The organism is Roseateles albus, from assembly GCF_028595345.1.
GTDB classification, from domain to species: Bacteria; Pseudomonadota; Gammaproteobacteria; order Burkholderiales; family Burkholderiaceae_C; genus Paucibacter_A; species Paucibacter_A albus.
Genome location: NZ_JAQQXT010000010.1, coordinates 129,718 through 152,030 on the forward strand (window position 1 = coordinate 129,718; position 22,313 = coordinate 152,030).

Annotated in this window: 22 protein-coding genes and 1 tRNA gene; all 23 read left to right on the forward strand. The window is 59.0% G+C overall.

What is annotated here, in order from left to right; all coding sequences use genetic code 11:
* Nucleotides 1-61: 61 nt before the first annotated feature.
* The 23 genes from pnp to PRZ03_RS16535 all read left to right on the forward strand — a co-directional run bounded on the left by pnp (nucleotide 62) and on the right by PRZ03_RS16535 (nucleotide 22,312).
* On the forward strand, nucleotides 62-2,191 hold the full coding sequence (pnp, locus tag PRZ03_RS16425) for a polyribonucleotide nucleotidyltransferase (protein ID WP_273601342.1): 2,130 nt from the start codon (nucleotides 62-64) through the stop codon (nucleotides 2,189-2,191).
* A 29-nt stretch (nucleotides 2,192-2,220) separates the two neighbouring features.
* Nucleotides 2,221-3,210, forward strand: coding sequence for an NAD(P)H-quinone oxidoreductase (locus PRZ03_RS16430; protein ID WP_273601343.1), 990 nt, complete (start codon nucleotides 2,221-2,223; stop codon nucleotides 3,208-3,210).
* Nucleotides 3,211-3,226: 16 nt separating this feature from the next.
* Nucleotides 3,227-3,967 (forward strand): triose-phosphate isomerase, encoded by a 741-nt coding sequence (gene tpiA, locus PRZ03_RS16435; protein ID WP_273601344.1) that lies wholly within the window; start codon nucleotides 3,227-3,229, stop codon nucleotides 3,965-3,967.
* 62 nt (nucleotides 3,968-4,029) lie between these two features.
* The gene (secG, locus tag PRZ03_RS16440) at nucleotides 4,030-4,404 is read left to right on the forward strand and encodes a preprotein translocase subunit SecG (RefSeq protein WP_263535152.1); all 375 of its coding nucleotides are present in this window, start codon (nucleotides 4,030-4,032) and stop codon (nucleotides 4,402-4,404) included.
* A gap of 135 nt (nucleotides 4,405-4,539) precedes the next feature.
* A tRNA-Leu gene (locus PRZ03_RS16445) sits at nucleotides 4,540-4,624 on the forward strand.
* Nucleotides 4,625-4,850: 226 nt separating this feature from the next.
* Complete coding sequence (locus PRZ03_RS16450; protein ID WP_273601345.1) at nucleotides 4,851-5,210, forward strand: NADH-quinone oxidoreductase subunit A; 360 nt, start codon at nucleotides 4,851-4,853, stop codon at nucleotides 5,208-5,210.
* A gap of 131 nt (nucleotides 5,211-5,341) precedes the next feature.
* Nucleotides 5,342-5,818, forward strand: coding sequence for a NuoB/complex I 20 kDa subunit family protein (locus tag PRZ03_RS16455; RefSeq protein WP_046113908.1), 477 nt, complete (start codon nucleotides 5,342-5,344; stop codon nucleotides 5,816-5,818).
* A gap of 14 nt (nucleotides 5,819-5,832) precedes the next feature.
* On the forward strand, nucleotides 5,833-6,426 hold the full coding sequence (locus tag PRZ03_RS16460; protein ID WP_273601346.1) for an NADH-quinone oxidoreductase subunit C: 594 nt from the start codon (nucleotides 5,833-5,835) through the stop codon (nucleotides 6,424-6,426).
* Between the two features lie 2 nt (nucleotides 6,427-6,428).
* Nucleotides 6,429-7,682, forward strand: a complete 1,254-nt coding sequence (locus PRZ03_RS16465; protein WP_273601347.1) for an NADH-quinone oxidoreductase subunit D — start codon at nucleotides 6,429-6,431, stop codon at nucleotides 7,680-7,682.
* An 8-nt stretch (nucleotides 7,683-7,690) separates the two neighbouring features.
* The gene (locus PRZ03_RS16470) at nucleotides 7,691-8,218 is read left to right on the forward strand and encodes an NADH-quinone oxidoreductase subunit NuoE family protein (protein ID WP_273601348.1); all 528 of its coding nucleotides are present in this window, start codon (nucleotides 7,691-7,693) and stop codon (nucleotides 8,216-8,218) included.
* Nucleotides 8,219-8,234: 16 nt separating this feature from the next.
* Nucleotides 8,235-9,587, forward strand: coding sequence for an NADH-quinone oxidoreductase subunit NuoF (gene nuoF / locus PRZ03_RS16475; RefSeq protein ID WP_273601349.1), 1,353 nt, complete (start codon nucleotides 8,235-8,237; stop codon nucleotides 9,585-9,587).
* An 18-nt stretch (nucleotides 9,588-9,605) separates the two neighbouring features.
* Nucleotides 9,606-11,930 carry an NADH-quinone oxidoreductase subunit NuoG gene (gene nuoG / locus PRZ03_RS16480; RefSeq protein WP_273601351.1) on the forward strand — a complete coding sequence of 775 codons (2,325 nt, stop codon included), beginning with the start codon at nucleotides 9,606-9,608 and terminating at the stop codon, nucleotides 11,928-11,930.
* 13 nt (nucleotides 11,931-11,943) lie between these two features.
* Nucleotides 11,944-13,014 (forward strand): NADH-quinone oxidoreductase subunit NuoH, encoded by a 1,071-nt coding sequence (nuoH, locus tag PRZ03_RS16485; RefSeq protein ID WP_273601352.1) that lies wholly within the window; start codon nucleotides 11,944-11,946, stop codon nucleotides 13,012-13,014.
* 12 nt (nucleotides 13,015-13,026) lie between these two features.
* Complete coding sequence (gene nuoI / locus PRZ03_RS16490) at nucleotides 13,027-13,512, forward strand: NADH-quinone oxidoreductase subunit NuoI (protein WP_263535144.1); 486 nt, start codon at nucleotides 13,027-13,029, stop codon at nucleotides 13,510-13,512.
* A gap of 62 nt (nucleotides 13,513-13,574) precedes the next feature.
* Entirely contained in the window at nucleotides 13,575-14,222 is a 648-nt protein-coding gene (locus PRZ03_RS16495; RefSeq protein WP_263535143.1) for an NADH-quinone oxidoreductase subunit J, read from the forward strand.
* Nucleotides 14,222-14,530: an NADH-quinone oxidoreductase subunit NuoK gene (gene nuoK, locus PRZ03_RS16500; protein ID WP_263535337.1), complete on the forward strand. Its 309-nt coding sequence runs from the start codon at nucleotides 14,222-14,224 to the stop codon at nucleotides 14,528-14,530. Before PRZ03_RS16495 ends, nuoK begins: the two co-directional genes overlap by 1 nt.
* A 7-nt stretch (nucleotides 14,531-14,537) precedes the next feature.
* On the forward strand, nucleotides 14,538-16,589 hold the full coding sequence (nuoL, locus tag PRZ03_RS16505; RefSeq protein WP_273601354.1) for an NADH-quinone oxidoreductase subunit L: 2,052 nt from the start codon (nucleotides 14,538-14,540) through the stop codon (nucleotides 16,587-16,589).
* 17 nt (nucleotides 16,590-16,606) lie between these two features.
* Complete coding sequence (locus PRZ03_RS16510) at nucleotides 16,607-18,085, forward strand: NADH-quinone oxidoreductase subunit M (protein WP_273601355.1); 1,479 nt, start codon at nucleotides 16,607-16,609, stop codon at nucleotides 18,083-18,085.
* A 19-nt stretch (nucleotides 18,086-18,104) separates the two neighbouring features.
* Nucleotides 18,105-19,586: an NADH-quinone oxidoreductase subunit NuoN gene (gene nuoN / locus PRZ03_RS16515; RefSeq protein WP_273601356.1), complete on the forward strand. Its 1,482-nt coding sequence runs from the start codon at nucleotides 18,105-18,107 to the stop codon at nucleotides 19,584-19,586.
* 20 nt (nucleotides 19,587-19,606) lie between these two features.
* Nucleotides 19,607-19,915, forward strand: coding sequence for a DUF2818 family protein (locus PRZ03_RS16520; RefSeq protein ID WP_263535139.1), 309 nt, complete (start codon nucleotides 19,607-19,609; stop codon nucleotides 19,913-19,915).
* Complete coding sequence (locus PRZ03_RS16525) at nucleotides 19,905-20,510, forward strand: NUDIX domain-containing protein (RefSeq protein ID WP_273601357.1); 606 nt, start codon at nucleotides 19,905-19,907, stop codon at nucleotides 20,508-20,510. Before PRZ03_RS16520 ends, PRZ03_RS16525 begins: the two co-directional genes overlap by 11 nt.
* A gap of 6 nt (nucleotides 20,511-20,516) precedes the next feature.
* Nucleotides 20,517-21,002, forward strand: coding sequence for a DUF1178 family protein (locus PRZ03_RS16530; protein WP_273601358.1), 486 nt, complete (start codon nucleotides 20,517-20,519; stop codon nucleotides 21,000-21,002).
* A gap of 122 nt (nucleotides 21,003-21,124) precedes the next feature.
* On the forward strand, nucleotides 21,125-22,312 hold the full coding sequence (locus PRZ03_RS16535) for an efflux RND transporter periplasmic adaptor subunit (RefSeq protein ID WP_273601359.1): 1,188 nt from the start codon (nucleotides 21,125-21,127) through the stop codon (nucleotides 22,310-22,312).
* Nucleotide 22,313: the final 1 nt, after the last annotated feature.

Consider the following 22,313-nt stretch of genomic DNA (forward strand, 5'->3'; position numbering starts at 1 on the left):
TTCAAACCAGCCAAATAGCGGGCCTGTAGTGCCTGCTCTTGCGGCATAAAGGAGAGACACAATGAGTTTGTTCAATAAAGTCACCAAGACCTTCCAATGGGGTCAGCACACCGTCACGATGGAAACCGGCGAAGTAGCTCGCCAGTCCAGCGGTGCCGTGATCGTCAATATCGACGACACCGTGGTTTTGGCCACTGTCGTCGCGAAGACCGATGCCAAGGCCGGCCAAGATTTCTTCCCGCTGACCGTTGACTATCTTGAGAAAACCTATGCCGCCGGCAAGATCCCCGGCAGCTTCTTCAAGCGCGAAGGCCGCCCCAGCGAGCTGGAGACCTTGACCAGCCGTTTGATCGATCGTCCGATCCGCCCGCTGTTCCCCGAAGGCTTCTACAACGAAGTGCAAGTGGTTGTGCACGTGCTGTCCTTGAACCCTGAAGTGCAGGCCGACATCGCCGCACTGATCGCTTCGAGCGCAGCGCTGGCAATCTCCGGCATTCCGTTCAATGGCCCGATCGGCGCAGCGCGCGTGGGTTATGTCAACGGCGAGTATGTGCTGAACCCGGGCAAGACCCAGCTGGCCAATAGCAAGATGGACCTGGTGGTTGCGGGTACGCAGGCTGCGGTCTTGATGGTTGAGTCCGAGGCCGATGGCCTGAGCGAAGAAATCATGTTGGGCGCCGTGGTGTTCGGTCACCAGCAAGGCAATATCGCGATCGCCGCGATCGACGAGTTGGTGCGCGATGCCGGCAAGCCAAGCTGGAACTGGGTTGCCCCAGCTAAGAATGAGCCGCTGATCGCCAAGGTTGGCGCATTGGCCGAAGAAGGCCTGGCTGCTGCCTATCAAATCCGCAACAAGCAAGCGCGTACGCAAGCTTGCCGCACCGTCACTGCCAATGTGATGGCCGGCCTGAAGGCTGACGGCATCGAGTTCGATAAGGTCGAAGTCGAAAGCCTGCTGTTCGAAATCGAAGCCCGCATCGTGCGCGGCCAGATCTTGGCCGGCGAGCCCCGCATTGACGGCCGCGACACGCGCACCGTGCGCCCGATCGAGATCCGCAATTCCATCCTGCCGCGCACCCACGGCTCGGCCCTGTTCACCCGCGGTGAAACGCAGGCGCTGGTGGTGGCGACTTTGGGTACTAACCGTGACGCTCAGCGCATCGACGCGCTGGCCGGCGAGTTCGAAGACACGTTCATGATGCACTACAACATGCCTCCGTTCGCCACCGGCGAAACCGGTCGCGTCGGTAGCCCGAAGCGTCGTGAAATCGGCCACGGCCGTCTCGCCAAGCGCGCGCTGATCGCCGCTCTGCCAAGCAAGGAAGATTTCCCGTACTCGATGCGCGTGGTGTCTGAAATCACCGAGTCGAACGGCTCCTCGTCGATGGCTTCGGTCTGCGGCGGCTGCCTGGCTTTGATGGACGCCGGTGTGCCGATGAAGGCGCACGTGGCCGGCATCGCCATGGGCTTGATCAAGGACGGCAACCGTTTCGCTGTGCTGACCGACATTCTGGGTGATGAAGATCATCTGGGCGATATGGACTTCAAGGTTGCCGGCACGACAGGCGGCATCACCGCGCTGCAGATGGACATCAAGATCCAGGGCATCACCAAGGAAATCATGCAGGTCGCTTTGGCACAAGCCAAGGAAGCTCGTCTGCACATCCTGGGCAAGATGGTTGAGGCCATGGGTGTTGCCAATACCGAGGTGTCGCAGTTTGCGCCGCGTCTGTACACGATGAAGATCAATCCGGAAAAAATCCGTGACGTGATCGGCAAGGGTGGTGCGACCATCCGTGCGCTGACCGAAGAAACCGGCACCACCATCGACATCACCGAAGACGGCACGATCACCATCGCGTCGACCGATGCCGAAAAGGCCGCATACGCCAAGAAGCGCATTGAAGAGATCACCGCCGAAGTTGAAATCGGCAAGATCTACGAAGGCCCGATCACCAAGATCCTGGACTTCGGCGCGCTCGTCAACCTGCTGCCTGGCAAGGATGGTCTGCTGCACATCAGCCAGATCGCTCACCAGCGCGTCGAGAAGGTGACCGACTTCCTCAAGGAAGGCCAGATCGTCAAGGTCAAGGTCATGGAAACCGACGAGAAGGGCCGTATCAAGCTGTCGATGAAAGTCTTGGTCGACCGTGATGCGGCGCCTGCGCCGGTCGTGGGCGAAGCTCAGTAAAGAGCGGCGCAGCTAGCCTAGCCACTGACATGAAAGCAATTCGCATCGCCCAAGCGGGCGGCCCGGAAATGCTGCAATTGATCGACTCCCCCGACCCGCAAGCCGGGGCAGGGGAGCTGTTGATCGCGGTTGAGGCCTTTGGCGTCAACCGTCCCGACGTCTTGCAGCGCAAAGGGGCGTACCCGCCTCCGCCCGGAGCGAGTGAGTTGCCTGGGCTTGAAGTGGCTGGGCGAATTGTTGGCGGCGACGCGCAGGAATTGGCGGCGGCCGGCTTCAAGTTGGGTGACGCAGTCTGCGCCTTGACGCCGGGTGGCGGATACGCGCAAGTCTGCGTTGCGCCGATCGGGCATTGCCTGCCGGTTCCGGCTGGTTGGAGCATGCTCGAGGCAGCCAGTCTGCCCGAGACCTTCTTCACCGTTTGGTCGAATGTGTTTGAGCGGGCAGCCTTGCGGCCGGGCGAAAGCCTGTTGGTGCATGGCGGCAGCAGCGGCATCGGTGTGGCTGCGATTCAGATCGCCAAGGCGATGGGCGCGCGCGTCTTTGTCACGGTTGGCAGTGCATCCAAGGCCAAGGCTTGCCTGGCGCTGGGCGCTGATCTGGCCATCGATTACAAAGAGCAAGATTTCGTCGCTGAGGTGAAGGCCGCGACCGGCGGCGCCGGCGTCAATGTGATTCTGGATATGGTGGCGGGTGGCTATATCGAGCGTGGTGTTCAATGCCTCGCCAATGACGGTCGTCTGGTGATCATTGCGGTGCAGGGTGGCACCGACGCTCATATCGATGCGGGGGCCGTGTTGCGTCGTCGGCTGACGATCAGCGGCTCGACCCTGCGGCCGCGTTCCTTGGCTTTCAAGTCCGGGATCGCGGCGGCCTTGCGCGAACGCGTCTGGCCATTACTTGCTGCTCGCACGGTCATCAAGCCGGTGATTTATCGCAGCTTTGCGGCCGATCAAATCGCCATGGCGCATGCCTTGATGGAGTCCGGCCAGCATGTCGGCAAAATCGTTTTGAGTTGGTGAGACAGGAGAGTTGGCAATGCGCAAAAAACTAGTCGTCGGCAACTGGAAGATGCATGGCAGCCGCGCTGCCAATGCGGCCTTGTTGAGTGCGCTTAAAGAGGCGGGCCCATGGAGCGCCGATGTGGCGGTCTGCGTGCCATTTCCCTATTTGGCGGAAACCGCTTTGGCTTTGACCGGTCAGGCAATCTTGTTGGGTGCTCAGGATTGCTCGGCGCATGAGCAGGGCGCCTTTACGGGCGAAGTGTCCTCCCTGATGCTGTCTGATCTGGGTTGCCGCTATGTGATCGTCGGTCATTCCGAGCGCCGGGCCTTTCATCATGAGAGTGATCAATTGGTGGCAGACAAGGCCAAGGCTGCCTTGGCGCATGGCGTGACGCCGATTGTTTGCGTCGGCGAGACCTTGGCCGAACGCGAGGCGGGCCAGACCGAGTTGGTGGTCAAGCGCCAACTCGCGGCGGTGATTCACACCTTGACGCATTGCATCGGTGAAATCGTCTTGGCCTATGAGCCGGTCTGGGCGATCGGCACAGGCCTGACGGCCAGCCCTGAGCAGGCGCAGGCGGTGCATGCGGTGCTGCGTATGCAGTTGCATGCGGCGACGCAAAAGTCCGCCAGCATGCGCATTCTCTATGGCGGCAGCGTCAAGCCAGACAACGCTGCGCAGTTGTTCGCTCAGCCCGATATTGATGGCGGCTTGATTGGCGGCGCAGCCTTGAAGGCAGCCGACTTTGCGGTCATTTGTCGGGCTGCAATGTAATTTTTTCCCCACAGCCCGGCCGCTTAGGCCTGGCATGTTGAAGAACCTTTGGAGTGTTTGAAATGCAGTTTTGGATGAATTTGGTATTGGTGTTGCAGTTGCTGAGTGCCTTGGTGATGATCGGCTTGGTCTTGGTTCAGCATGGCAAGGGAGCCGATATGGGGGCCTCTTTTGGCAGCGGTGCCTCGGGCAGCTTGTTCGGTGCTACCGGCAGCTCTAACTTTTTGTCGCGCAGCACGGCGGTTTGCGCGACGGTGTTCTTCGTGAGCACCTTGGCAATGGCCTATCTGGCCAACCACCGCTCGGGCGCCGGTAGCAAGGACACCATTCTCGACAAAGCAACGCCGGTCGCCATTGCAGCCTCGGGTGCAGCTGCTATTCCAGGCGCTCCGGTCGCGCCGGTTGCGGGCGCCGCATCGGAAGTTGCGCCAAAGTGATGGTGCTGGCCTCGATTAAAGATTGATAATTTCTCACCAGCTTGGCTGGAGCGATAAATTTTCAGTATAGAATTCGAGGCTGACTAGATAGCAACTCCTCCTGCTGTCAAAAAATAGTCAAAGAAATTAGTTATAGCCGTCGTGGTGAAATTGGTAGACACGCTATCTTGAGGGGGTAGTGGCGAAAGCTGTGCGAGTTCGAGTCTCGCCGACGGCACCAAATCATCGGTTAGTATCTTGGGGTTGGAGCCGTGAGATATTTGCCCTTGAGCATCATCGCAAGCCGAATCCCAAAGTGATTGGGTAAAGCGAGTTGGTCGTGCAAAACGGGCGTAGTTCGTAGGCGAGAAATCGCCGGCGTCGCGCCCGTAGTTTTTTCTTCTGAATTACTTCTGAAACATGGCCGGGGCCTGGAGGCGTACGGCGGTTTTTAAAGAGCGTCACCCATGAACTTGGATCAGTACTTACCCGTCATCCTCTTCATCCTGGTCGGCGCCGGCGTCGGCGTGGCGCCTCAAGTGCTCGGCTATCTGCTGGGCCCGAATCGGCCCGATGCGGCCAAAAATTCCCCCTATGAATGCGGCTTCGAGGCCTTTGAAGACGCGCGCATGAAATTCGATGTGCGCTATTACCTCGTGGCGATTTTGTTTATTTTGTTTGACCTGGAAATTGCGTTTCTTTTCCCTTGGGCGGTTGCGCTGCGGGAAATTGGGCCGACTGGTTTCTGGGCGATGATTAGTTTCTTGAGCATTCTGGTTGTGGGCTTCGCCTACGAGTGGATCAAGGGTGCTTTGGACTGGGAGTGATATAAAGCCCCTCGTTCAAGGCTTGCCTTGGATGATCCCCTTGGGGATGCCAGCCTAGCGGCTGACAGGCGGGTCGGAATGAATGCGACCCGACGCTCGGCCTTGATGGCTATGACGTTAGAAAGCTTGCAATGGGTATCGAAGGCGTTTTGAAAGAAGGCTTTGTCACCACCTCGGTGGACAAGCTGATCAACTGGTCCAAGACCGGTTCCTTGTGGCCGATGACCTTTGGGCTCGCCTGCTGCGCGGTGGAAATGATGCACGCGGGTGCTGCCCGTTATGACATTGATCGTTTCGGCATGTTGTTTCGGCCCAGCCCACGGCAGTCTGATTTGATGATTGTGGCCGGCACGCTGTGCAACAAGATGGCGCCTGCTCTGCGCAAGGTTTACGACCAGATGGCCGAGCCGCGTTGGGTCTTGTCGATGGGTTCCTGCGCCAATGGCGGTGGCTACTACCACTACAGCTATTCGGTCGTGCGGGGTTGCGACCGGATTGTGCCTGTTGATGTCTATGTCCCCGGTTGCCCGCCCACAGCCGAAGCGCTGCTCTACGGCATCCTTCAATTGCAGGCCAAGATTCGCCGCGAAAACACGATCGCGCGCTGAAAGATTGAGCACAGATGAGCAAACTTGACACTCTGCAGACGGTCCTTGTATCCGTCTTTGGCGAAAAAATTCAGCACCTCAAAAGCCAGTTCGGTGAAATCACCATCCAAGTAGCACCTGCTGATTACTTGGTAGTGGCGACTGCCTTGCGTGACCATCCGGAGCTGGCCTTCGAGCAACTGATTGATCTGTGTGGTCTGGACTACAGCGGCTACAACAACGGAGACTACAGCGGCAAGCGTTTCGCTGTGTCGACGCACCTGTTGTCGGTCAAGAACAACTGGCGATTGCGTCTGAAAGTTTTTTGCGCCGAGGATGACTTCCCGCGCGTCGACGCTTTGACGCCGATCTGGAATTCCGCCAACTGGTTTGAACGCGAAGCCTTCGATCTGTTCGGCATCATCTTTGAAGGTCATGACGACCTGCGCCGCATACTGACCGACTATGGCTTCATTGGCCATCCAATGCGCAAAGACTTCCCCACCATGGGCAATGTCGAAATGCGCTATGACGCCGAGCAAAAGCGCGTCGTCTACCAGCCGGTGACGATTGAGCCGCGTGAAATCACGCCGCGCATCATCCGCGAAAACAATTACGGCGGAATCTGAAGATGGCCGACATCAAAAATTACACCCTGAACTTCGGGCCCCAGCACCCGGCCGCCCACGGCGTGCTGCGCTTGGTTCTGGAATTGGACGGCGAAGTCATCCAGCGCGCCGATCCGCATATCGGCCTGCTGCACCGTGCCACCGAGAAGTTGGCCGAGAGCAAGACTTATATCCAGTCCTTGCCCTATATGGACCGACTCGACTATGTGTCGATGATGGCCAATGAGCAGGCCTACTGCCTGGCGATCGAGAAGATGTTGGGCGTGGCCGTGCCCGAGCGCGCGCAATACATCCGCGTGATGTTCGCCGAAATCACGCGCTTGCTGAATCACCTGATGTGGTTGGGCGCCCACGGCCTCGACTGCGGCGCAATGAATGTGCTGATTTACGCTTTCCGTGAGCGTGAAGATCTGTTCGATATGTACGAAGCGGTGTCTGGCGCGCGCATGCATGCAGCCTATTTCCGTCCTGGCGGTGTTTATCGTGATCTGCCAGACACGATGCCGCAGTACCGCGTTTCCAAGATCAAGAATGCCAAAACCTTGGCCAAGATGAACGAGAACCGCAGCGGCACGTTGCTGGACTTCATCGAGGACTTCTGCAATCGCTTCCCCGGCAATGTCGACGACTACGAAACGCTGTTGACCGACAACCGGATCTGGAAGCAGCGCACCGTTGGCATCGGCGTGGTGACGCCCGAGCGCGCTTTGAATATGGGCTTCACCGGCCCGATGTTGCGCGGCTGTGGCATCCCCTGGGATCTGCGCAAGAGCCAGCCTTACGACGCCTATGCGAAGCTGGACTTTGACGTGCCGGTCGGCACCGAAGGTGATACCTACGACCGCTATGTGGTGCGTGTCGAAGAAATGCGCCAGAGCAATCGCATCATCCAGCAATGCGTGGCTTGGCTGCGCGCCAACCCCGGCCCGGTGATTACAGACAACCACAAAATTGCACCGCCTTCCCGCGTCGACATGAAGTCGAATATGGAAGAGTTGATCCATCACTTCAAACTCTTCACCGAAGGCTTTCAAGTGCCCGAGGGTGAGGCCTATGCGGCGGTGGAGCACCCCAAGGGCGAGTTTGGCATCTACATCGTCAGCGATGGCGCCAACAAGCCTTATCGTCTGAAGATTCGGGCGCCTGGATTCGCGCATCTGGCTGCGCTGGATGAAATGGCGCGGGGCCATATGCTGGCCGACGCGGTGGCCATCATCGGCACGATGGACATCGTGTTTGGTGAGATCGACCGGTGAGTAATTCGATGATGAGCACTGAAGAATACATTCTGAGTGAAGCCACGGCGGCCCGTTTTGCGCGCGAAGTGGCCAAGTACCCTGCGGACCAAAAGGTTTCGGCCGTGATGGCCTGCTTGTCCATCGTGCAAGACGAAATCGGCTTTGTCTCGCGCGCCAGCGAGGATGCCATTGCCGCCTACCTGGCCATGCCGCCGATCGCCGTGTACGAAGTGACGACCTTCTACAACATGTACAACCAGCGCAAGTTGGGTCAGTTCAAGTTGAACGTCTGCACCAACCTGCCTTGCCAGTTGCGCGACGGCCAAAAAGCCCTGAACCACCTGTGCGAAAAGCTCGGCGTGGAAGAGGGTGGCACCACCGCCGACGGCCTCTTCACCGTGCAGAAAAGCGAATGCCTGGGCGCTTGCGCCGACTCGCCGGTGATGCTGGTGAATGACCGCCAGATGTGCAGCTTCATGAGCAACGCGCGGCTTGACGAACTTGTCGATGTGCTCAAGGCGCATGCCGCTGCACAGTCGGCTGTAAAGAACTGAGGAAGAGGAAAGAAGCATGCTGGACCTCTCCAAGTTTCAAAGTCAGGGTACTGAAACCTGTTTCCATGATCGCCACCTCGGCGCGCAAATCTATGACGGCCTGAATGGCAAGAATTGGGGCCTGCAGGACTACGTCGCTCGTGGTGGTTATGCCGCCTTGCGCAAGATCCTCAAAGGCGAGGGCGCTCCCGAGGGCACGCCGCTGACGCAAGATCAGGTGATCGCCGAGGTCAAGGCTTCGGGCCTGCGTGGCCGCGGCGGTGCGGGCTTCCCGACCGGTCTGAAGTGGAGCTTCATGCCGCGCCAGTTTCCGGGCGCCAAGTATCTGGTCTGCAATTCCGACGAGGGCGAGCCCGGCACCTGCAAAGACCGCGACATCTTGATGTTCAACCCGCACATCGTCATCGAAGGTATGGCGATTGCCGCCTTCGCGATGGGCATCAAGACCGGCTACAACTACATCCACGGCGAAATCTTCGAGGTCTATGAGCGCTTCGAAGCCGCACTGGAAGAGGCGCGCGCGGCCGGCTTCCTGGGTGACAACATCCTGGGTTCGGACTTCAGTTTTCAGCTCCATGCCTTCCATGGTTTTGGCGCTTATATCTGCGGTGAAGAAACCGCCTTGCTCGAGTCGCTCGAAGGCAAGAAGGGCCAGCCCCGCTTCAAGCCGCCGTTCCCAGCCAGCTTTGGTTTGTACGGCCGGCCGACCACGATCAACAACACCGAGACCTTCGCCGCGGTGCCATGGATCATCCGCAATGGTGGCCAGCCTTACCTCGAGATTGGCAAGCCTAACAACGGCGGCACCAAGATTTTCTCGGTCTCCGGCGATGTGGAAAAGCCCGGAAATTACGAGATCCCGCTCGGCACCTCGTTCGCCAAACTCTTGGAGTTGGCCGGTGGCGTGCGCAAGGGGCGCAAGCTCAAGGCCGTGATTCCTGGCGGCTCCTCGTCACCGGTGTTGACCGCAGACGTGATGATGGAATGCACGATGGACTATGACTCCATCGCCAAGGCCGGTTCGATGCTGGGCTCGGGCGCCGTCATCGTCTTGGATGATTCGCGCTGCATGGTCAAGAGCCTGCTGCGTCTGTCTTACTTCTACGCGCATGAGTCTTGCGGCCAGTGCACGCCTTGCCGCGAAGGCACGGGCTGGATGCATCGCGTGGTCGAGCGTATTGCCAATGGACATGGCAAACCGGAAGACATTGATTTGCTGAACTCGGTCGCCGACAACATCCAGGGCCGCACGATTTGCGCCTTGGGTGACGCGGCGGCGATGCCAGTGCGCGCGATGATCAAGAATTTCAGAAACGAGTTCGTTCATCTGATCGAACACAAAACGGCTCTGGTGCCGGCCTCAAGCTGAGGCAGGACAGGACACGACATGATTGAAATCGAACTCGACGGTCAAAAGCTAACGGTCCCGGCCGGCAGCATGGTGATGCATGCTGCCGAGCAAGCCGGCACCTACATCCCGCATTTTTGCTATCACAAGAAGCTCTCCATCGCCGCCAATTGCCGCATGTGCTTGGTCGATGTGGAGAAGGCACCCAAGCCGATGCCGGCTTGCGCCACGCCGGTCACGCAGGGCATGATTGTCCGCACCAAGAGCGACAAGGCGCTGAAGGCCCAGCAAGGCGTGATGGAGTTCTTGCTGATCAACCATCCGCTGGATTGCCCGATCTGCGACCAGGGCGGCGAGTGCCAGTTGCAAGACCTGGCCGTCGGTTATGGCGCCGGCAAGTCGCGCTACACCGAAGAAAAGCGCGTCGTGTTCCAGAAGAACGTCGGCCCGCTGATTTCGATGCAGGAGATGAGCCGCTGCATCCACTGCACGCGCTGCGTTCGCTTCGGCCAAGAAATTGCCGGCGTGATGGAACTGGGCATGGCGCATCGCGGCGAGCATGCCGAGATCCAGACCTTTGTCGGCCGTACGATCGACTCCGAGTTGTCGGGCAATATGATCGACATCTGCCCGGTCGGCGCGCTCACTAGCAAGCCTTTCCGCTACAGCGCCCGCACCTGGGAGTTGTCGCGCCGCAAGAGCATCAGCCCGCATGACAGCACCGGCGCCAATTTGGTCGTGCAGGTCAAGGGCAATCAGGTCATGCGCGTCGTTCCGCTGGAGAACGACGCCGTCAATGAATGCTGGATCGCCGACCGTGACCGCTTCTCCTATGAAGCCTTGAACAGCGATCAGCGCCTGACGCAGCCGATGATCAAGCAGGGCGGCGCCTGGAAGACGGTCGACTGGAGTACCGCGCTCGAGTATGTGGCGAACGGCCTCAAGCTGATTCGCGCCGAACACGGCCCGGCGGCCATCGGCGCTTTGGGTTCGGCTCACAGCACCGTCGAAGAATTGCATTTGCTGGCCAAACTGGTGCGCGGCTTGGGCAGTCAAAACGTCGACTATCGCCTGCGTCACAGCGACTTTGGCAATAGCGCCGTTGCCGGCCAAGCGCATTGGCTGGGTATGCCGATTGCCGGGCTGAGCCAGCTTGACCGTGCGCTGGTGGTGGGTTCCTTCTTGCGCAAGGACCATCCGCTGTTCGCCTTGCGTTTGCGTCATGCGGCACGCCATGGCGCGCAGATCATGAGCATCCATGCCAGCGAAGATGACTGGCTGATGCCGGTCGCTGCCCGCATCACGGTGGCGCCAAGCAGTTGGGTTCAGGCCTTGGCCGATGTGGCGACTGCGGTTGCCGCAGCCAATGGCGTCACTGCCCCTGCGGCCGGTACGGCAACGGAGGCCGCTCAGGCGATTGCCAATGCCTTGCTGTCGGGTCAGCACAAGGCCGTGCTGCTCGGCAATGCCGCGGCAGAACATCCGCAAGCCGCTAGCCTGTTGAGCCTGGCCAACTGGATTGCCGAGCAAACCGGTGCCAGCGTTGGCTATCTGACAGCTGCCGCCAACACGGTCGGCGCACAGCTGGTTAACGCCTTACCTCAGCAGGGCGGCTTGAACGCCGGCCAGATGCTGGGCGATGCAGGTCTGAAGGCCTTGCTGCTTTTGAATACCGACCCGGTGCTGGATTCATCCAACGCGGCCGCTGCAGCCAAGGCCTTGGCCTCAGCCGAAATGGTCGTCGTGATGAGCCCGTTCAAAACCGGCCTCGACTACGCCGATGTGTTGCTGCCAACTGCGCCGTTCACCGAGACCTCGGGCACATTCGTCAATGCCGAAGGCCTGGCGCAAAGCTTTGTCGGTGTCGTCAAACCGCAGGGTGACACGCGGCCGGGCTGGAAGATTCTTCGCGTGCTGGGCAATTTGCTGGCACTGGACGGCTTCAGCCAGGACAGCTCTGAGCAAGTCCGCACCGAGGCGCTGGGCGTCGATGTGAACCTTGGTGCGCGTTTGAGCAATGCTGGTTCGGCCGGGTTGCAGAGCGCAACGCCAGCTGCAATAGAGCGACTGGCCGAGCTGCCGATCTATGCGGCAGATGCCTTGGTTCGTTTTGCCAGCTCGCTGCAGCTGAGCAATGACGCGCGGCAAGCCGCGGTGGCCCATTTGCCGTCCGCTGTTTGGACGCAATTGGGCCTGAATGACGGGGATACGGTGCGCATCAGCCAGGAGGGCGCAGGCGCGGTGCAATTGCCGGCCAAGTTGGATGCGAAATTGCCGGCCAATGTGCTGCGTGTACCTAGCGGCTTGCCTGAAACAGCGGCCTTGGGTTCTATCTTTGGCGGCTTGAACGTCAGCAAGGTTTGAGGCGAGAACAGCAATGATTGAAACCTTCTACCAAAGCGGCGCGCAGCTGTTCGGCGGTATTTCCCCGCTGATCTGGCCGGTGCTGTGGAATCTGATCAAGATCATCGCGGTGGTAGCGCCGTTGATGATTTGCGTCGCCTATCTGACGCTGTGGGAGCGTAAGGCGATCGGCTGGACCCAGATCCGCCCTGGTCCGAACCGGGTCGGCCCCTACGGCTTGCTGACTCCGATTGCCGACGCGGTCAAATTGATTTTCAAGGAAATCATCGTTCCGACGGCGGCTAACAAGGGCTTGTTCTTCTTGGGCCCCATCATGACCATCATGCCGGCGCTGGCCGCCTGGGTGGTGATTCCCTTCGGCCCTGATGTGGCGCTGGCTAACATCAATGCCGGCTTGCTGTTCCTGATGGCCATTACTTCACTGGAAGTCTACGGTGTCATCATCGCCGGTTGGGCCTCGAACTCGAAGTACGCCTTCCTCGGCGCGCTGCGTGCATCGGCACAGATGGTCAGCTATGAAATCCCGATGGGCTTTGCCTTGGTCGTCGTGTTGATGGTCAGTGGCAGCCTGAATATGAGCGATATCGTGATGGGGCAGGGCAAGGGTCAGTTTGCCGAAATGGGCCTGTCATTCCTGTCCTGGAACTGGCTGCCCTTGCTGCCGATCTTCTTGGTGTACTTCATCTCCGGTCTGGCCGAAACCAATCGCCACCCGTTTGACGTGGTTGAGGGCGAATCCGAAATCGTTGCCGGCCATATGGTCGAGTACTCGGGCATGTCGTTCGCGATGTTCTTCTTGGCCGAGTACGCCAATATGTGGCTGGTGTCTATCCTGACCGTCACACTGTTCCTGGGCGGTTGGCTGTCGCCGATTGCTGCGCTTGACTTCATTCCAGGCTGGATCTGGCTGGGCGCCAAGACTTTTGCGGTCGTCACCATGTTCTTGTGGATTCGTGCCAGCTTCCCGCGCTATCGCTATGACCAGATCATGCGCTTGGGCTGGAAGATCTTTATTCCCGTGACTCTGGTCTGGCTGCTCGTTGTCGGCTTCTGGATTCAGTCGCCTTACAACATTTGGAAGTGATGAGGCCGCCCCATGTCTGCAGTTAGCTTCATCAAGAGCTTTATGCTCATCGAGCTGTTCAAGGGCCTGGCCCTGACCGGCCGGCATTTCCTATCACGCAATATCACGGTTCAGTTCCCGGAGGAAAAGACGCCGCTGTCGCCTCGCTTCCGTGGCTTGCACGCGCTGCGCCGCTATGAGAATGGCGAAGAGCGCTGCATCGCTTGCAAGCTCTGCGAAGCGGTCTGCCCGGCCATGGCGATCACGATCGAGTCGGAAGTTAGGGACGACGGCTCGCGCCGTACCAGCCGTTACGACATTGACCTGACCAAGTGCATCTTCTGCGGCTTCTGCGAAGAGAGTTGCCCGGTCGACTCGATTGTCGAAACCAGCATTTTTGAATACCACGGCGAAAAACGTGGCGATCTGTACTTCACCAAGGACATGCTCTTGGCCGTCGGCGATCGTTTCGAGCCCGAGATCGCTGCCCAAAAGGAGGCCGATGCCAAGTACCGCTGAACGAAGCGGGCTTGACCGGACCGGTCTAGCCTGACTCGCGAAGCCTGCTTGCAGGAATACGCATGGACATCACAACCGTATTGTTTTATCTCTTCTCGGCCGTCTTGCTCGGCGCTTCGTTCCGTGTGATCACGGCGCGCAGCACCGTGCACGCTGCCTTGTTTTTGATCTTGGCCTTTTTCACTGCTTCTTGTATTTGGATGCTGCTGAAAGCCGAGTTCCTCGCCATTGCGCTGGTGCTGGTCTATATCGGCGCGGTCATGGTGCTGTTCTTGTTCGTTGTGATGATGTTGGACATCAATTCGGACGGTGTGCGCAACGGCTTTTGGAAGCATTTGCCACTGGGCGGCTTTGTCGGCGCGGTGATCGCGCTGGAGATGGCTGCGATCCTGATGGGGGGCTTCCGTTTGAGCAGCGCGCCAGAGTTGAGCGCGGCTGAATTGCAGATGGGCAACACCAAGGTGCTCGGCATCGCGATCTACTCGCAGTATCTGTACCCGCTTGAAATCGCGGCCGTGCTGCTGTTGGTTGCCATCATTGCGGCCATCGCCCTGACATTGCGCAGCCGTAAGGACGCACGCACGCAGATTCCGTCAGAACAAGTCAAGGTCAAGAAGGCGGACCGACTGCGCATCATCAAGGTTGCCCCCACGGTTGACGTGGTGGCGGCACCCGTCGAAGCGGCGGCCGAGCAAGGAGCCAAATCATGATGACATTGACGCTGGGCCATTTTCTGACGCTGGGGGCGATGTTGTTCGCCATCGCCGTCGTGGGCATCTTCATGAACCGCAAGAACCTGATCGTGCTCCTGATGGCGATCGAGCTGATGCTCTTGGCGGTGAATATGAACTTTGTGGCCTTTTCTCACTACCTCGGTGATATCGCGGGTCAGGTCTTTGTGTTCTTCATTCTGACCGTGGCGGCAGCCGAGTCGGCCATTGGTTTGGCCATTCTCGTCGTGCTGTTCCGCAATCGCGCCACCATCAATGTCGAAGAGCTCGACGCGCTGAAGGGCTGACCGCCATATGTCTGCACAACTCTCACAGAACATGCTGCTGGCGGTGCCACTGGCGCCCCTGGCCGGTGCCGTGGTCGCGGGCCTTTTCGGCAAACAGGTCGGCCGAGCCGGCGCTCACACCGTCACCATTCTGGGCGTCTTGATCGCCTTCATCCTTTCGGTGATGACCCTGAATGCGGTGGTCAACGAAGGCGCGCGCTTTAACCAGACCATATACGAGTGGATGGTGATAGGCGGGCTGAAGATGGAGGTCGGCTTCCTGGTTGACGGCCTGACCGCGATGATGATGTGCGTGGTGACCTTTGTGTCGCTGATGGTGCACATCTACACCATCGGCTATATGTCGGAAGACCCGGGCTATCAGCGCTTCTTCAGCTACATCTCCTTGTTCACCTTCAGCATGTTGATGCTGGTGATGAGCAACAACATGCTGCAGCTTTTCTTCGGCTGGGAGGCCGTGGGTCTGGTCAGTTACTTGTTGATCGGCTTCTGGTACACCAAGCCGACAGCGATCTTTGCCAATATGAAGGCCTTTTTGGTCAACCGAGTCGGTGACTTCGGCTTCATTCTGGGCATTGGCTTGCTGGTCGCGCACAGCGGTTCCTTGAACTACGGTGAAGTGTTCGCCAAGGCGGATGATTTGGCCAAAATCGGCTTCAACGCGCCTTTGTGGGGCAGCGACTGGATGATGTTGTCGGTCGCCTGCATCTGCTTGTTCATCGGCGCGATGGGCAAGAGCGCGCAGTTCCCGCTGCATGTCTGGCTGCCTGATTCGATGGAAGGCCCGACGCCAATTTCCGCGCTGATCCATGCCGCCACGATGGTGACGGCCGGTATCTTTATGGTGGCGCGCATGAGCCCGCTGTTCGAGTTGTCCGACACTGCTTTGAATTTCGTGCTGATCATCGGCGCCATCACGGCCTTGTTCATGGGCTTCCTGGGCATCATTCAGAATGACATCAAGCGCGTGGTCGCTTACTCGACGTTGTCGCAGCTGGGCTATATGACGGTGGCTTTGGGTGCCTCGGCCTATTCGGTGGCGGTCTTCCACTTGATGACCCATGCCTTCTTCAAGGCGCTGCTATTTCTCGGCGCCGGCTCAGTGATCATCGGTATGCACCACGACCAGGACATCCGCAATATGGGTGGGCTGCGCAAGTACATGCCTATCACCTGGATCACGTCCTTGCTGGGCTCCTTGGCGCTGATCGGCACGCCGCTGTTCGCCGGTTTCTACTCCAAGGACAGCATCATCGAGGCGGTGCACGCCAGCCATCTGCCAGCCGCACCTTACGCCTATGCGGCCGTCATCATCGGGGTGTTCGTAACCGCCTTCTACTCATTCCGCATGTACTTCCTGGTCTTCCACGGCAAGGAAAACTTCCGCCACAAGCCTTTCCCAGGCGAGCATGATCACCATGATGACCACGGTCACCATGAACCGCATGTCCCACACGAGTCGCCATGGGTGGTGACTGCGCCGTTAGTCTTGCTGGCGATCCCTTCGGTGGTGATCGGCTATTTGGCGATACAGCCCATGTTGTTCGGTGATTTCTTCAAGGATGCGATCTTCGTCAACCACGAGATTCATCACGCGATGGAAGAGCTGGCTCACGAATTCCATGGTGCGGCAGCGATGGCCATGCATGGCCTGAGTACCTTGCCGTTCTGGCTGGCTCTGGGCGGTGTCGTCACAGCCTATGTGTTCTATATGGTTGCACCCGGCATACCGAAGACGATTGGCCGCGTTTTGTCACCGGCCGTCAATGTGCTGGAGAACAAGTACTACCTCGACTGGTTCAATGAGAACGTGCTGGCCAAGGCCGCGCGCGGTTTGGGCTTGGCCTTCTGGAAGGGCGGCGATGGCGCGTTGATTGATGGTGTGTTGATCAACGGCTCGGCCCGCACGGTGGGTCGGCTCGCAGCTGTGGTTCGTTTGGTGCAGACCGGTCATTTGTACTGGTATGCCTTGGTGATGATTCTGGGCGTGCTCGGCTTGATGACGTGGCAGCTGTGGCCGTTTATATGGCCCCAATTCAAGACCCTGGCTGGTCTTTGATCAAGGGCGGAGATCTTATGTTGCTTAGTCTTGCCATTTTTCTACCCATCGCCAGCGGCCTGCTATTGCTCGCCCTGGGTCGCGACGACCAAGTCAAGATGGTGCGTTGGTTCGCCTTGCTCGCCGCCCTGGCTTGCTTTGCCGTCACGCTGCCTTTGATCAGCGGCTTTGACAATACGACCGCTGCGATGCAGTTTGTCGAAAACCAGCCCTGGATCGAGCGCTTCAATGTGCGCTACCACCTGGGCGTGGACGGTATCTCGATGTGGTTTGTGCCACTCACGGCTTTCATCACCGTCATCGTGGTGATTGCGGCTTGGGAAGTCATCGAGTCACGCGTCAATCAATACATGGGCTCCTTCCTGATTCTGTCGGGCCTGATGATTGGCGTGTTCGCTGCATTGGACGGCCTGCTGTTCTATGTGTTCTTTGAAGCAACGCTGATCCCGATGTACATCATCATCGGCGTCTGGGGCGGCCCGAAGCGCGTTTACGCGGCCTTCAAGTTCTTCTTGTACACGCTGGCCGGCTCCTTGCTGATGCTGATCGCGCTGCTGTATTTGTACTTCCAGTCGGGCGGCTCGTTCGACATCCTGACCTGGCACAAGTTGCCGCTGACCGGCGGCGCGCAAACGCTGTTGTTCTTTGCCTTCTTGGCCGCCTTCTCGGTCAAAGTGCCGATGTGGCCGGTGCACACCTGGTTGCCCGACGCCCACGTCGAGGCGCCCACCGGCGGCTCGGTGGTGCTGGCCGCCATCATGCTCAAGCTCGGTGCCTACGGCTTCTTGCGTCTGTCTATGCCTATCGCTCCGGATGCGGCTCACCAATGGTCGTGGTTGATTATCGCGATGTCGCTGATCGGCGTCGTCTATATCGGCTTGGTCGCGCTGGTGCAGCAAGACATGAAAAAGCTGGTCGCCTATTCCTCGATCGCGCACATGGGCTTTGTGACCCTGGGCTTCTTCATCTTTAACCAACTTGGCGTGGCCGGTGGCTTGGTGCAGATGATCTCGCACGGTTTCGTATCGGGCGCCATGTTCTTGTCGATCGGCGTGCTTTACGACCGTGTTCATTCCCGCGAAATCTCCAGTTATGGCGGTGTCGTGAACACCATGCCCAAGTTCGCCGCTTTTGCGTTGTTCTTCGCCATGGCCAACTGCGGCTTGCCTGCCACGGCCGGTTTCGTCGGCGAATGGATGGTGATTCTGGGCGCGGTGCAATACAGCTTCTGGATTGGCGCCATCGCCGCCACTGCCTTGATTTTTGGCGCAGCCTACTCGCTGTGGATGTACAAGCGCGTGTATTTCGGCCCTGTCACCAACGACAACGTCAAGAACCTGCAAGACCTCAATGCACGTGAGTTCCTGATGATGGCGGTGCTGGCCATTGCCGTGCTGTGGATGGGTCTCTATCCAAAACCATTTACCGATGTGATGCAGGTATCAGTGACCGAGTTGCTCAAGCATGTGGCAACTTCCAAGCTGATCCCCGGTTGATTCTTAGGGCCACTGACAAATGACTAATATGAACTGGCTCGCGGTTTATCCCGAAATTGCACTGCTGCTGATGGCTTGTGCCATCGCCATGCTGGACTTGTTTGTGAAGGATCCTGCCCGCCGTCCGACCTACTGGTTGACGCAGCTGACCCTGGCTGTTGTGGCCGGTGTGCATTGGGTCTACTTCCAGGACGGTCAAACCGTCTACGCCATGCAAGGCATGGTGGTGTCCGATCCGATGGGGCATTTGCTGGCCTTCTTCGCCTGCATTGCGACCATCGTGACGCTGGTCTATGCCCGGCCCTATGCGGCCTCCCGGGAGTTGCTCAAGGGCGAGTTGTTCAGCCTGAGCTTGTTCTCGCTGCTGGGCATCTGCGTGATGCTGTCGGCCAATAATTTCCTGGTCATCTATTTGGGCCTGGAGCTGATGAGTCTGTCGCTTTACGCGCTGGTGGCTCTGCGTCGCGACCATTTGCTCTCGACAGAAGCTGCGATGAAGTACTTCGTGCTGGGCGCCTTGGCCAGCGGCTTCTTGCTCTACGGTTTGTCGATGATGTATGGCGCGACCGGCTCGCTGTCTATCCCGCAGGTCTTCGATGTGATCAGCACCGGTGTGCCTAACAAGTCAGTCTTGATCTTCGGCACCGTATTTGTTGTCGCCGGTCTGGCCTTCAAACTTGGCGCCGCACCGTTCCATATGTGGGTCCCCGACGTCTATCAAGGCTCACCCACGGCGGTCACGCTGCTCATCGCTGCGGCGCCCAAGCTGGCGGCATTCGCCATCACCATCCGTCTACTGGTGGAAGGCATGATGGGCCTGGCTGTTGATTGGCAGCAAATGTTGATCGTCCTGGCCCTGACCTCACTCTTCGTCGGTAACTTCGTTGCCATTGCGCAGACCAACCTCAAGCGCATGCTGGCTTATTCGACCATCGCTCAAATGGGCTTTATGTTGCTGGGCCTCGCGTCCGGGGTCGTCAACGACAACACCTTGTCGGCAGCCAATGCCTACAGCTCGGCCATGTATTACGTCATCGTTTATGCAATGACCACGCTGGGCACTTTCGGCATGATCTTGCTGCTCTCGCGGCAAGGCCATGAAGCCGAGGAGATCAGCGATTTGGCCGGTCTGGCCAAGCGCAGCCCTTGGTACGCCACCGTGATGACGATCTTCATGCTGTCGCTCGCCGGTGTGCCGCCTACCGCAGGGTTCTATGCCAAATTTGCGGTACTGCAGGCCTTGGTCGGCACCAATGTGATGGGCTACACGGCCTTGGCCGTGGTTGCGGTCGCCGTCTCCTTGATCGGTGCTTACTATTATCTGCGAGTGATCAAGGTGATGTTCTTCGATGAGCCCACCGATAGCGCACCCCTGACTGCCCCAAGCGATGTACGCATGGTGATGTCTTTGAACGGTGCCGCCGTGCTGGTTTTTGGTATTTTGCCGGGCGGCTTGATGGCGCTTTGTGCCACCGCAATCGTCAAAACCTTGGCGACCTGAGTTCGCGACGCAGACGCACAATGGATTCAGAAGCAGCCGTCTGGCTGGTCTTGCTCACCGCCGCCGTCGCGGCCAATTTGCCCTATTTCAGCCACCGACTGTTGTTGGTGGGGCCTGTGCGACGGCCCAAGGCCGTCGGCTGGCGGCTGGCCGAGTTGGCGATTTTGGCTTGTCTGACCTTGGCGCTGGGCTTTGCCCTGGAGGCCAGGATTGGTCAGCGCCACCCGCAGGGTTGGGAGTTTTACGGCGCCGCAATCTGCCTTTTTATCACGCTGGGCTTTCCCGGCTTTGTCTGGTGCTATCTGCGCCGAGGTCGGCATGAAGCCTGAGAGCGGCAGTAGCGCAGACGCACATCTGCGCGAACATTGCCTGCAATCTGCTGCGGTCTACGAGGGCAGTTTCCTCAAGGTCAAGCGCGATATCGTGCGCCTGCCCGACGGTGCAGAGGCAAGTCGAGAATACATCGTCCACCCTGGCGCGGTGATGATCGTGCCGATTCTGGATGATGGTCGCTTGCTGCTTGAACGCCAGTACCGCTACCCGATGGGCCGCGTCATGCTGGAGTTCCCCGCCGGCAAGCTGGACGCGGGGGAAGCTGCGCTGCATTGCGCGCAGCGTGAGCTATTGGAAGAGACCGGCTATAGCGCTCGCGAATGGGCACACGCCGGGGTCTTGCACAACGCGATCGCTTACTCGGACGAGGGCATTGAGATTTTCTTTGCAAAAGGCCTGACGGCCGGCCAGCGTTCGCTGGATGTTGGCGAGTTCTTGGACATCGTCACGCACAGCACGGCAGAGCTCGACGCCTTCGCCGCGTCTGGCTCTATGACTGACGCCAAAACCCTGATTGGCCTGCTGTGGCTAACGCGCTGGCAGAGCGGTCAGTGGGCGCTTGATTGGCGGCCTGCGCAAGCGGGTGTTTAGTTCGCAATGTTGGTTCTGAACCTCAGATGTGGCCATCATCATGGCTTCGAAGGTTGGTTCGCCTCGGCTTCGGACTTTGAGTCACAACTGCAGCGCGGCTTGATCAGTTGCCCGATTTGCGCTGACATCCATATTTCGCGCATGCCCAGCGCACCACATCTCAATGTCTCGCACTTGCGGGGCGGACCGGCCGAGCCCAGCACGGCACAAGCTTCGGCTGCACCGGCCGGCGTGGCCAAGCCCGAGTTGCCTGGCCATGTGAACGCGCGCATGCACGACCATCTACTCTCAGCCGTCGCCGCAGTGCTCGCCAACACCGAAGATGTTGGAGATCGCTTCGTTGAAGAAGCGCGCCGTATCCATTACGGCGAGACCGAAGCCCATGGCATCCGTGGGCAAGCCAGCGCCACTGAGGTGGCCGAATTGGTCGAGGAGGGCATCGCTGTCATGCCCCTGTTGCTACCGGCGGCCTTGAAAGGCCCGATTCAGTAATCAGCCGCTAGGCTGTAGGGCGGGCTTTCTGTCCATGACGAACGGATGCGTCCAAGTTGTCGTTTATGCTGGCGCGCTGCTTTCCTTGATTTCAATCAACATATCTTTTCGGAGTCCGTCAGATGACGCGTCCATTCCAGAACGCCTTGCGTGCCTTGCCTGCCTTGCTCACCCTTGTCCTTGCACTGGGCCTCAGCGCTTGCGGTAAAGACAGCGGCAAGAAGGACAGCTCCGCAGACGCCGGCAAGTCAAGCATTGCCTTGCTGCTGGCCCCGGAAGATCAGATCACCATGAGCTTGGCAGATTTTTCTTCCGGCCCGGTGATCACCGGTTCCATTCAGCCCGAGAAGCGTGCCGATCTGCGCGCCGAGGTTTCGGCCGTGGTGCTGCAGGTGCTCAAGGAAAATGGTGAATTGGTCAAGCGAGGAGATCTTCTCGCGCGCCTGGACGACAGCTCTATTCGCGAGCAACTCACCTCGGCCGATGAATCCGCCCGGGTGGCCGCACAGTCCTTCGAGCAGGCCGAGCGCCAGTATCAGCGCTTGAAGACCTTGCAAGCCCAGGGCATGAGTTCACTCCAAGCCACAGAAGATGCAGAGCAGCGGCGCAATAACGCTCAGGGTGATCAGGTCGCGGCCAAAGCCAGGGCGGCGCAGGCGCGCCAGCAATTGCAGCGCACCGAAGTGCGCGCGCCGTTTGACGGCATTCTCAGTGAGCGCAAGGTTTCGGCCGGTGACACGGCCCTGGTGGGCAAGGAGTTATTCAAGGTCATAGACCCGCGCAGTATGCGTTTTGAAGGGCTGGTATCGGCCGACCGCATGAGCGATTTGAAGCCAGGTCAAACGGTCAGTTTCAGCGTCAACGGACTGGACGAAAAGAACTTCAGCGGCAAGATCCGCCGCATCGAGGCGGCCGCCAATGCAACCACTCGGCAGTTGGAAGTGCTGGTGGATTTCGCGCCCGGCAGTGCGCCCAAAGTGGCCGGCTTGTATGCAGAAGGCCGCGTCGAAACAGGCAGCGTCAGCAGCCTGATGTTGCCCGATAGCGCGTTGTTGCGCGCGGGTGACGAGGCCTTCGTTTGGGTGATCAATGGCGAGGTGTTGAAGAAGACGCCTATCAAGCTCGGCGAGCGCGATGCCAGGCGCGGCGAGTTTGTTGTTCTGAGTGGCTTGAAGGCAGGTGAGCGCATCTTGCGCAAGCCCGGCTCCAATTTACAAGACGGGCAGATGATCAAACAGGTGGCTTCGCCCCAGGCCAGCATTCCAGCCGGTGCCGCAAGTGCCGCGCGCGCCGCCTCAGCAGGGAAGTAAG

What these genes read in the sequence shown, in the direction of transcription:
- PRZ03_RS16530 (WP_273601358.1), top strand. Translation starts at nt 20,517, where the DNA reads ATGTTGGTTCTGAACCTCAGATGTGGCCATCATCATGGCTTCGAAGGT.
- nuoF (WP_273601349.1), top strand. Translation starts at nt 8,235, where the DNA reads ATGCTGGACCTCTCCAAGTTTCAAAGTCAGGGTACTGAAACCTGTTTC.
- PRZ03_RS16455 (WP_046113908.1), top strand. Translation starts at nt 5,342, where the DNA reads ATGGGTATCGAAGGCGTTTTGAAAGAAGGCTTTGTCACCACCTCGGTG.
- nuoL (WP_273601354.1), top strand. Translation starts at nt 14,538, where the DNA reads ATGTCTGCACAACTCTCACAGAACATGCTGCTGGCGGTGCCACTGGCG.
- nuoG (WP_273601351.1), top strand. Translation starts at nt 9,606, where the DNA reads ATGATTGAAATCGAACTCGACGGTCAAAAGCTAACGGTCCCGGCCGGC.
- PRZ03_RS16430 (WP_273601343.1), top strand. Translation starts at nt 2,221, where the DNA reads ATGAAAGCAATTCGCATCGCCCAAGCGGGCGGCCCGGAAATGCTGCAA.
- PRZ03_RS16525 (WP_273601357.1), top strand. Translation starts at nt 19,905, where the DNA reads ATGAAGCCTGAGAGCGGCAGTAGCGCAGACGCACATCTGCGCGAACAT.
- nuoN (WP_273601356.1), top strand. Translation starts at nt 18,105, where the DNA reads ATGACTAATATGAACTGGCTCGCGGTTTATCCCGAAATTGCACTGCTG.
- PRZ03_RS16510 (WP_273601355.1), top strand. Translation starts at nt 16,607, where the DNA reads ATGTTGCTTAGTCTTGCCATTTTTCTACCCATCGCCAGCGGCCTGCTA.
- PRZ03_RS16470 (WP_273601348.1), top strand. Translation starts at nt 7,691, where the DNA reads ATGATGAGCACTGAAGAATACATTCTGAGTGAAGCCACGGCGGCCCGT.
- pnp (WP_273601342.1), top strand. Translation starts at nt 62, where the DNA reads ATGAGTTTGTTCAATAAAGTCACCAAGACCTTCCAATGGGGTCAGCAC.
- PRZ03_RS16535 (WP_273601359.1), top strand. Translation starts at nt 21,125, where the DNA reads ATGACGCGTCCATTCCAGAACGCCTTGCGTGCCTTGCCTGCCTTGCTC.
- secG (WP_263535152.1), top strand. Translation starts at nt 4,030, where the DNA reads ATGCAGTTTTGGATGAATTTGGTATTGGTGTTGCAGTTGCTGAGTGCC.
- nuoK (WP_263535337.1), top strand. Translation starts at nt 14,222, where the DNA reads ATGACATTGACGCTGGGCCATTTTCTGACGCTGGGGGCGATGTTGTTC.
- PRZ03_RS16465 (WP_273601347.1), top strand. Translation starts at nt 6,429, where the DNA reads ATGGCCGACATCAAAAATTACACCCTGAACTTCGGGCCCCAGCACCCG.
- tpiA (WP_273601344.1), top strand. Translation starts at nt 3,227, where the DNA reads ATGCGCAAAAAACTAGTCGTCGGCAACTGGAAGATGCATGGCAGCCGC.
- PRZ03_RS16460 (WP_273601346.1), top strand. Translation starts at nt 5,833, where the DNA reads ATGAGCAAACTTGACACTCTGCAGACGGTCCTTGTATCCGTCTTTGGC.
- PRZ03_RS16520 (WP_263535139.1), top strand. Translation starts at nt 19,607, where the DNA reads ATGGATTCAGAAGCAGCCGTCTGGCTGGTCTTGCTCACCGCCGCCGTC.
- PRZ03_RS16450 (WP_273601345.1), top strand. Translation starts at nt 4,851, where the DNA reads ATGAACTTGGATCAGTACTTACCCGTCATCCTCTTCATCCTGGTCGGC.
- PRZ03_RS16495 (WP_263535143.1), top strand. Translation starts at nt 13,575, where the DNA reads ATGGACATCACAACCGTATTGTTTTATCTCTTCTCGGCCGTCTTGCTC.
- nuoI (WP_263535144.1), top strand. Translation starts at nt 13,027, where the DNA reads ATGTCTGCAGTTAGCTTCATCAAGAGCTTTATGCTCATCGAGCTGTTC.
- nuoH (WP_273601352.1), top strand. Translation starts at nt 11,944, where the DNA reads ATGATTGAAACCTTCTACCAAAGCGGCGCGCAGCTGTTCGGCGGTATT.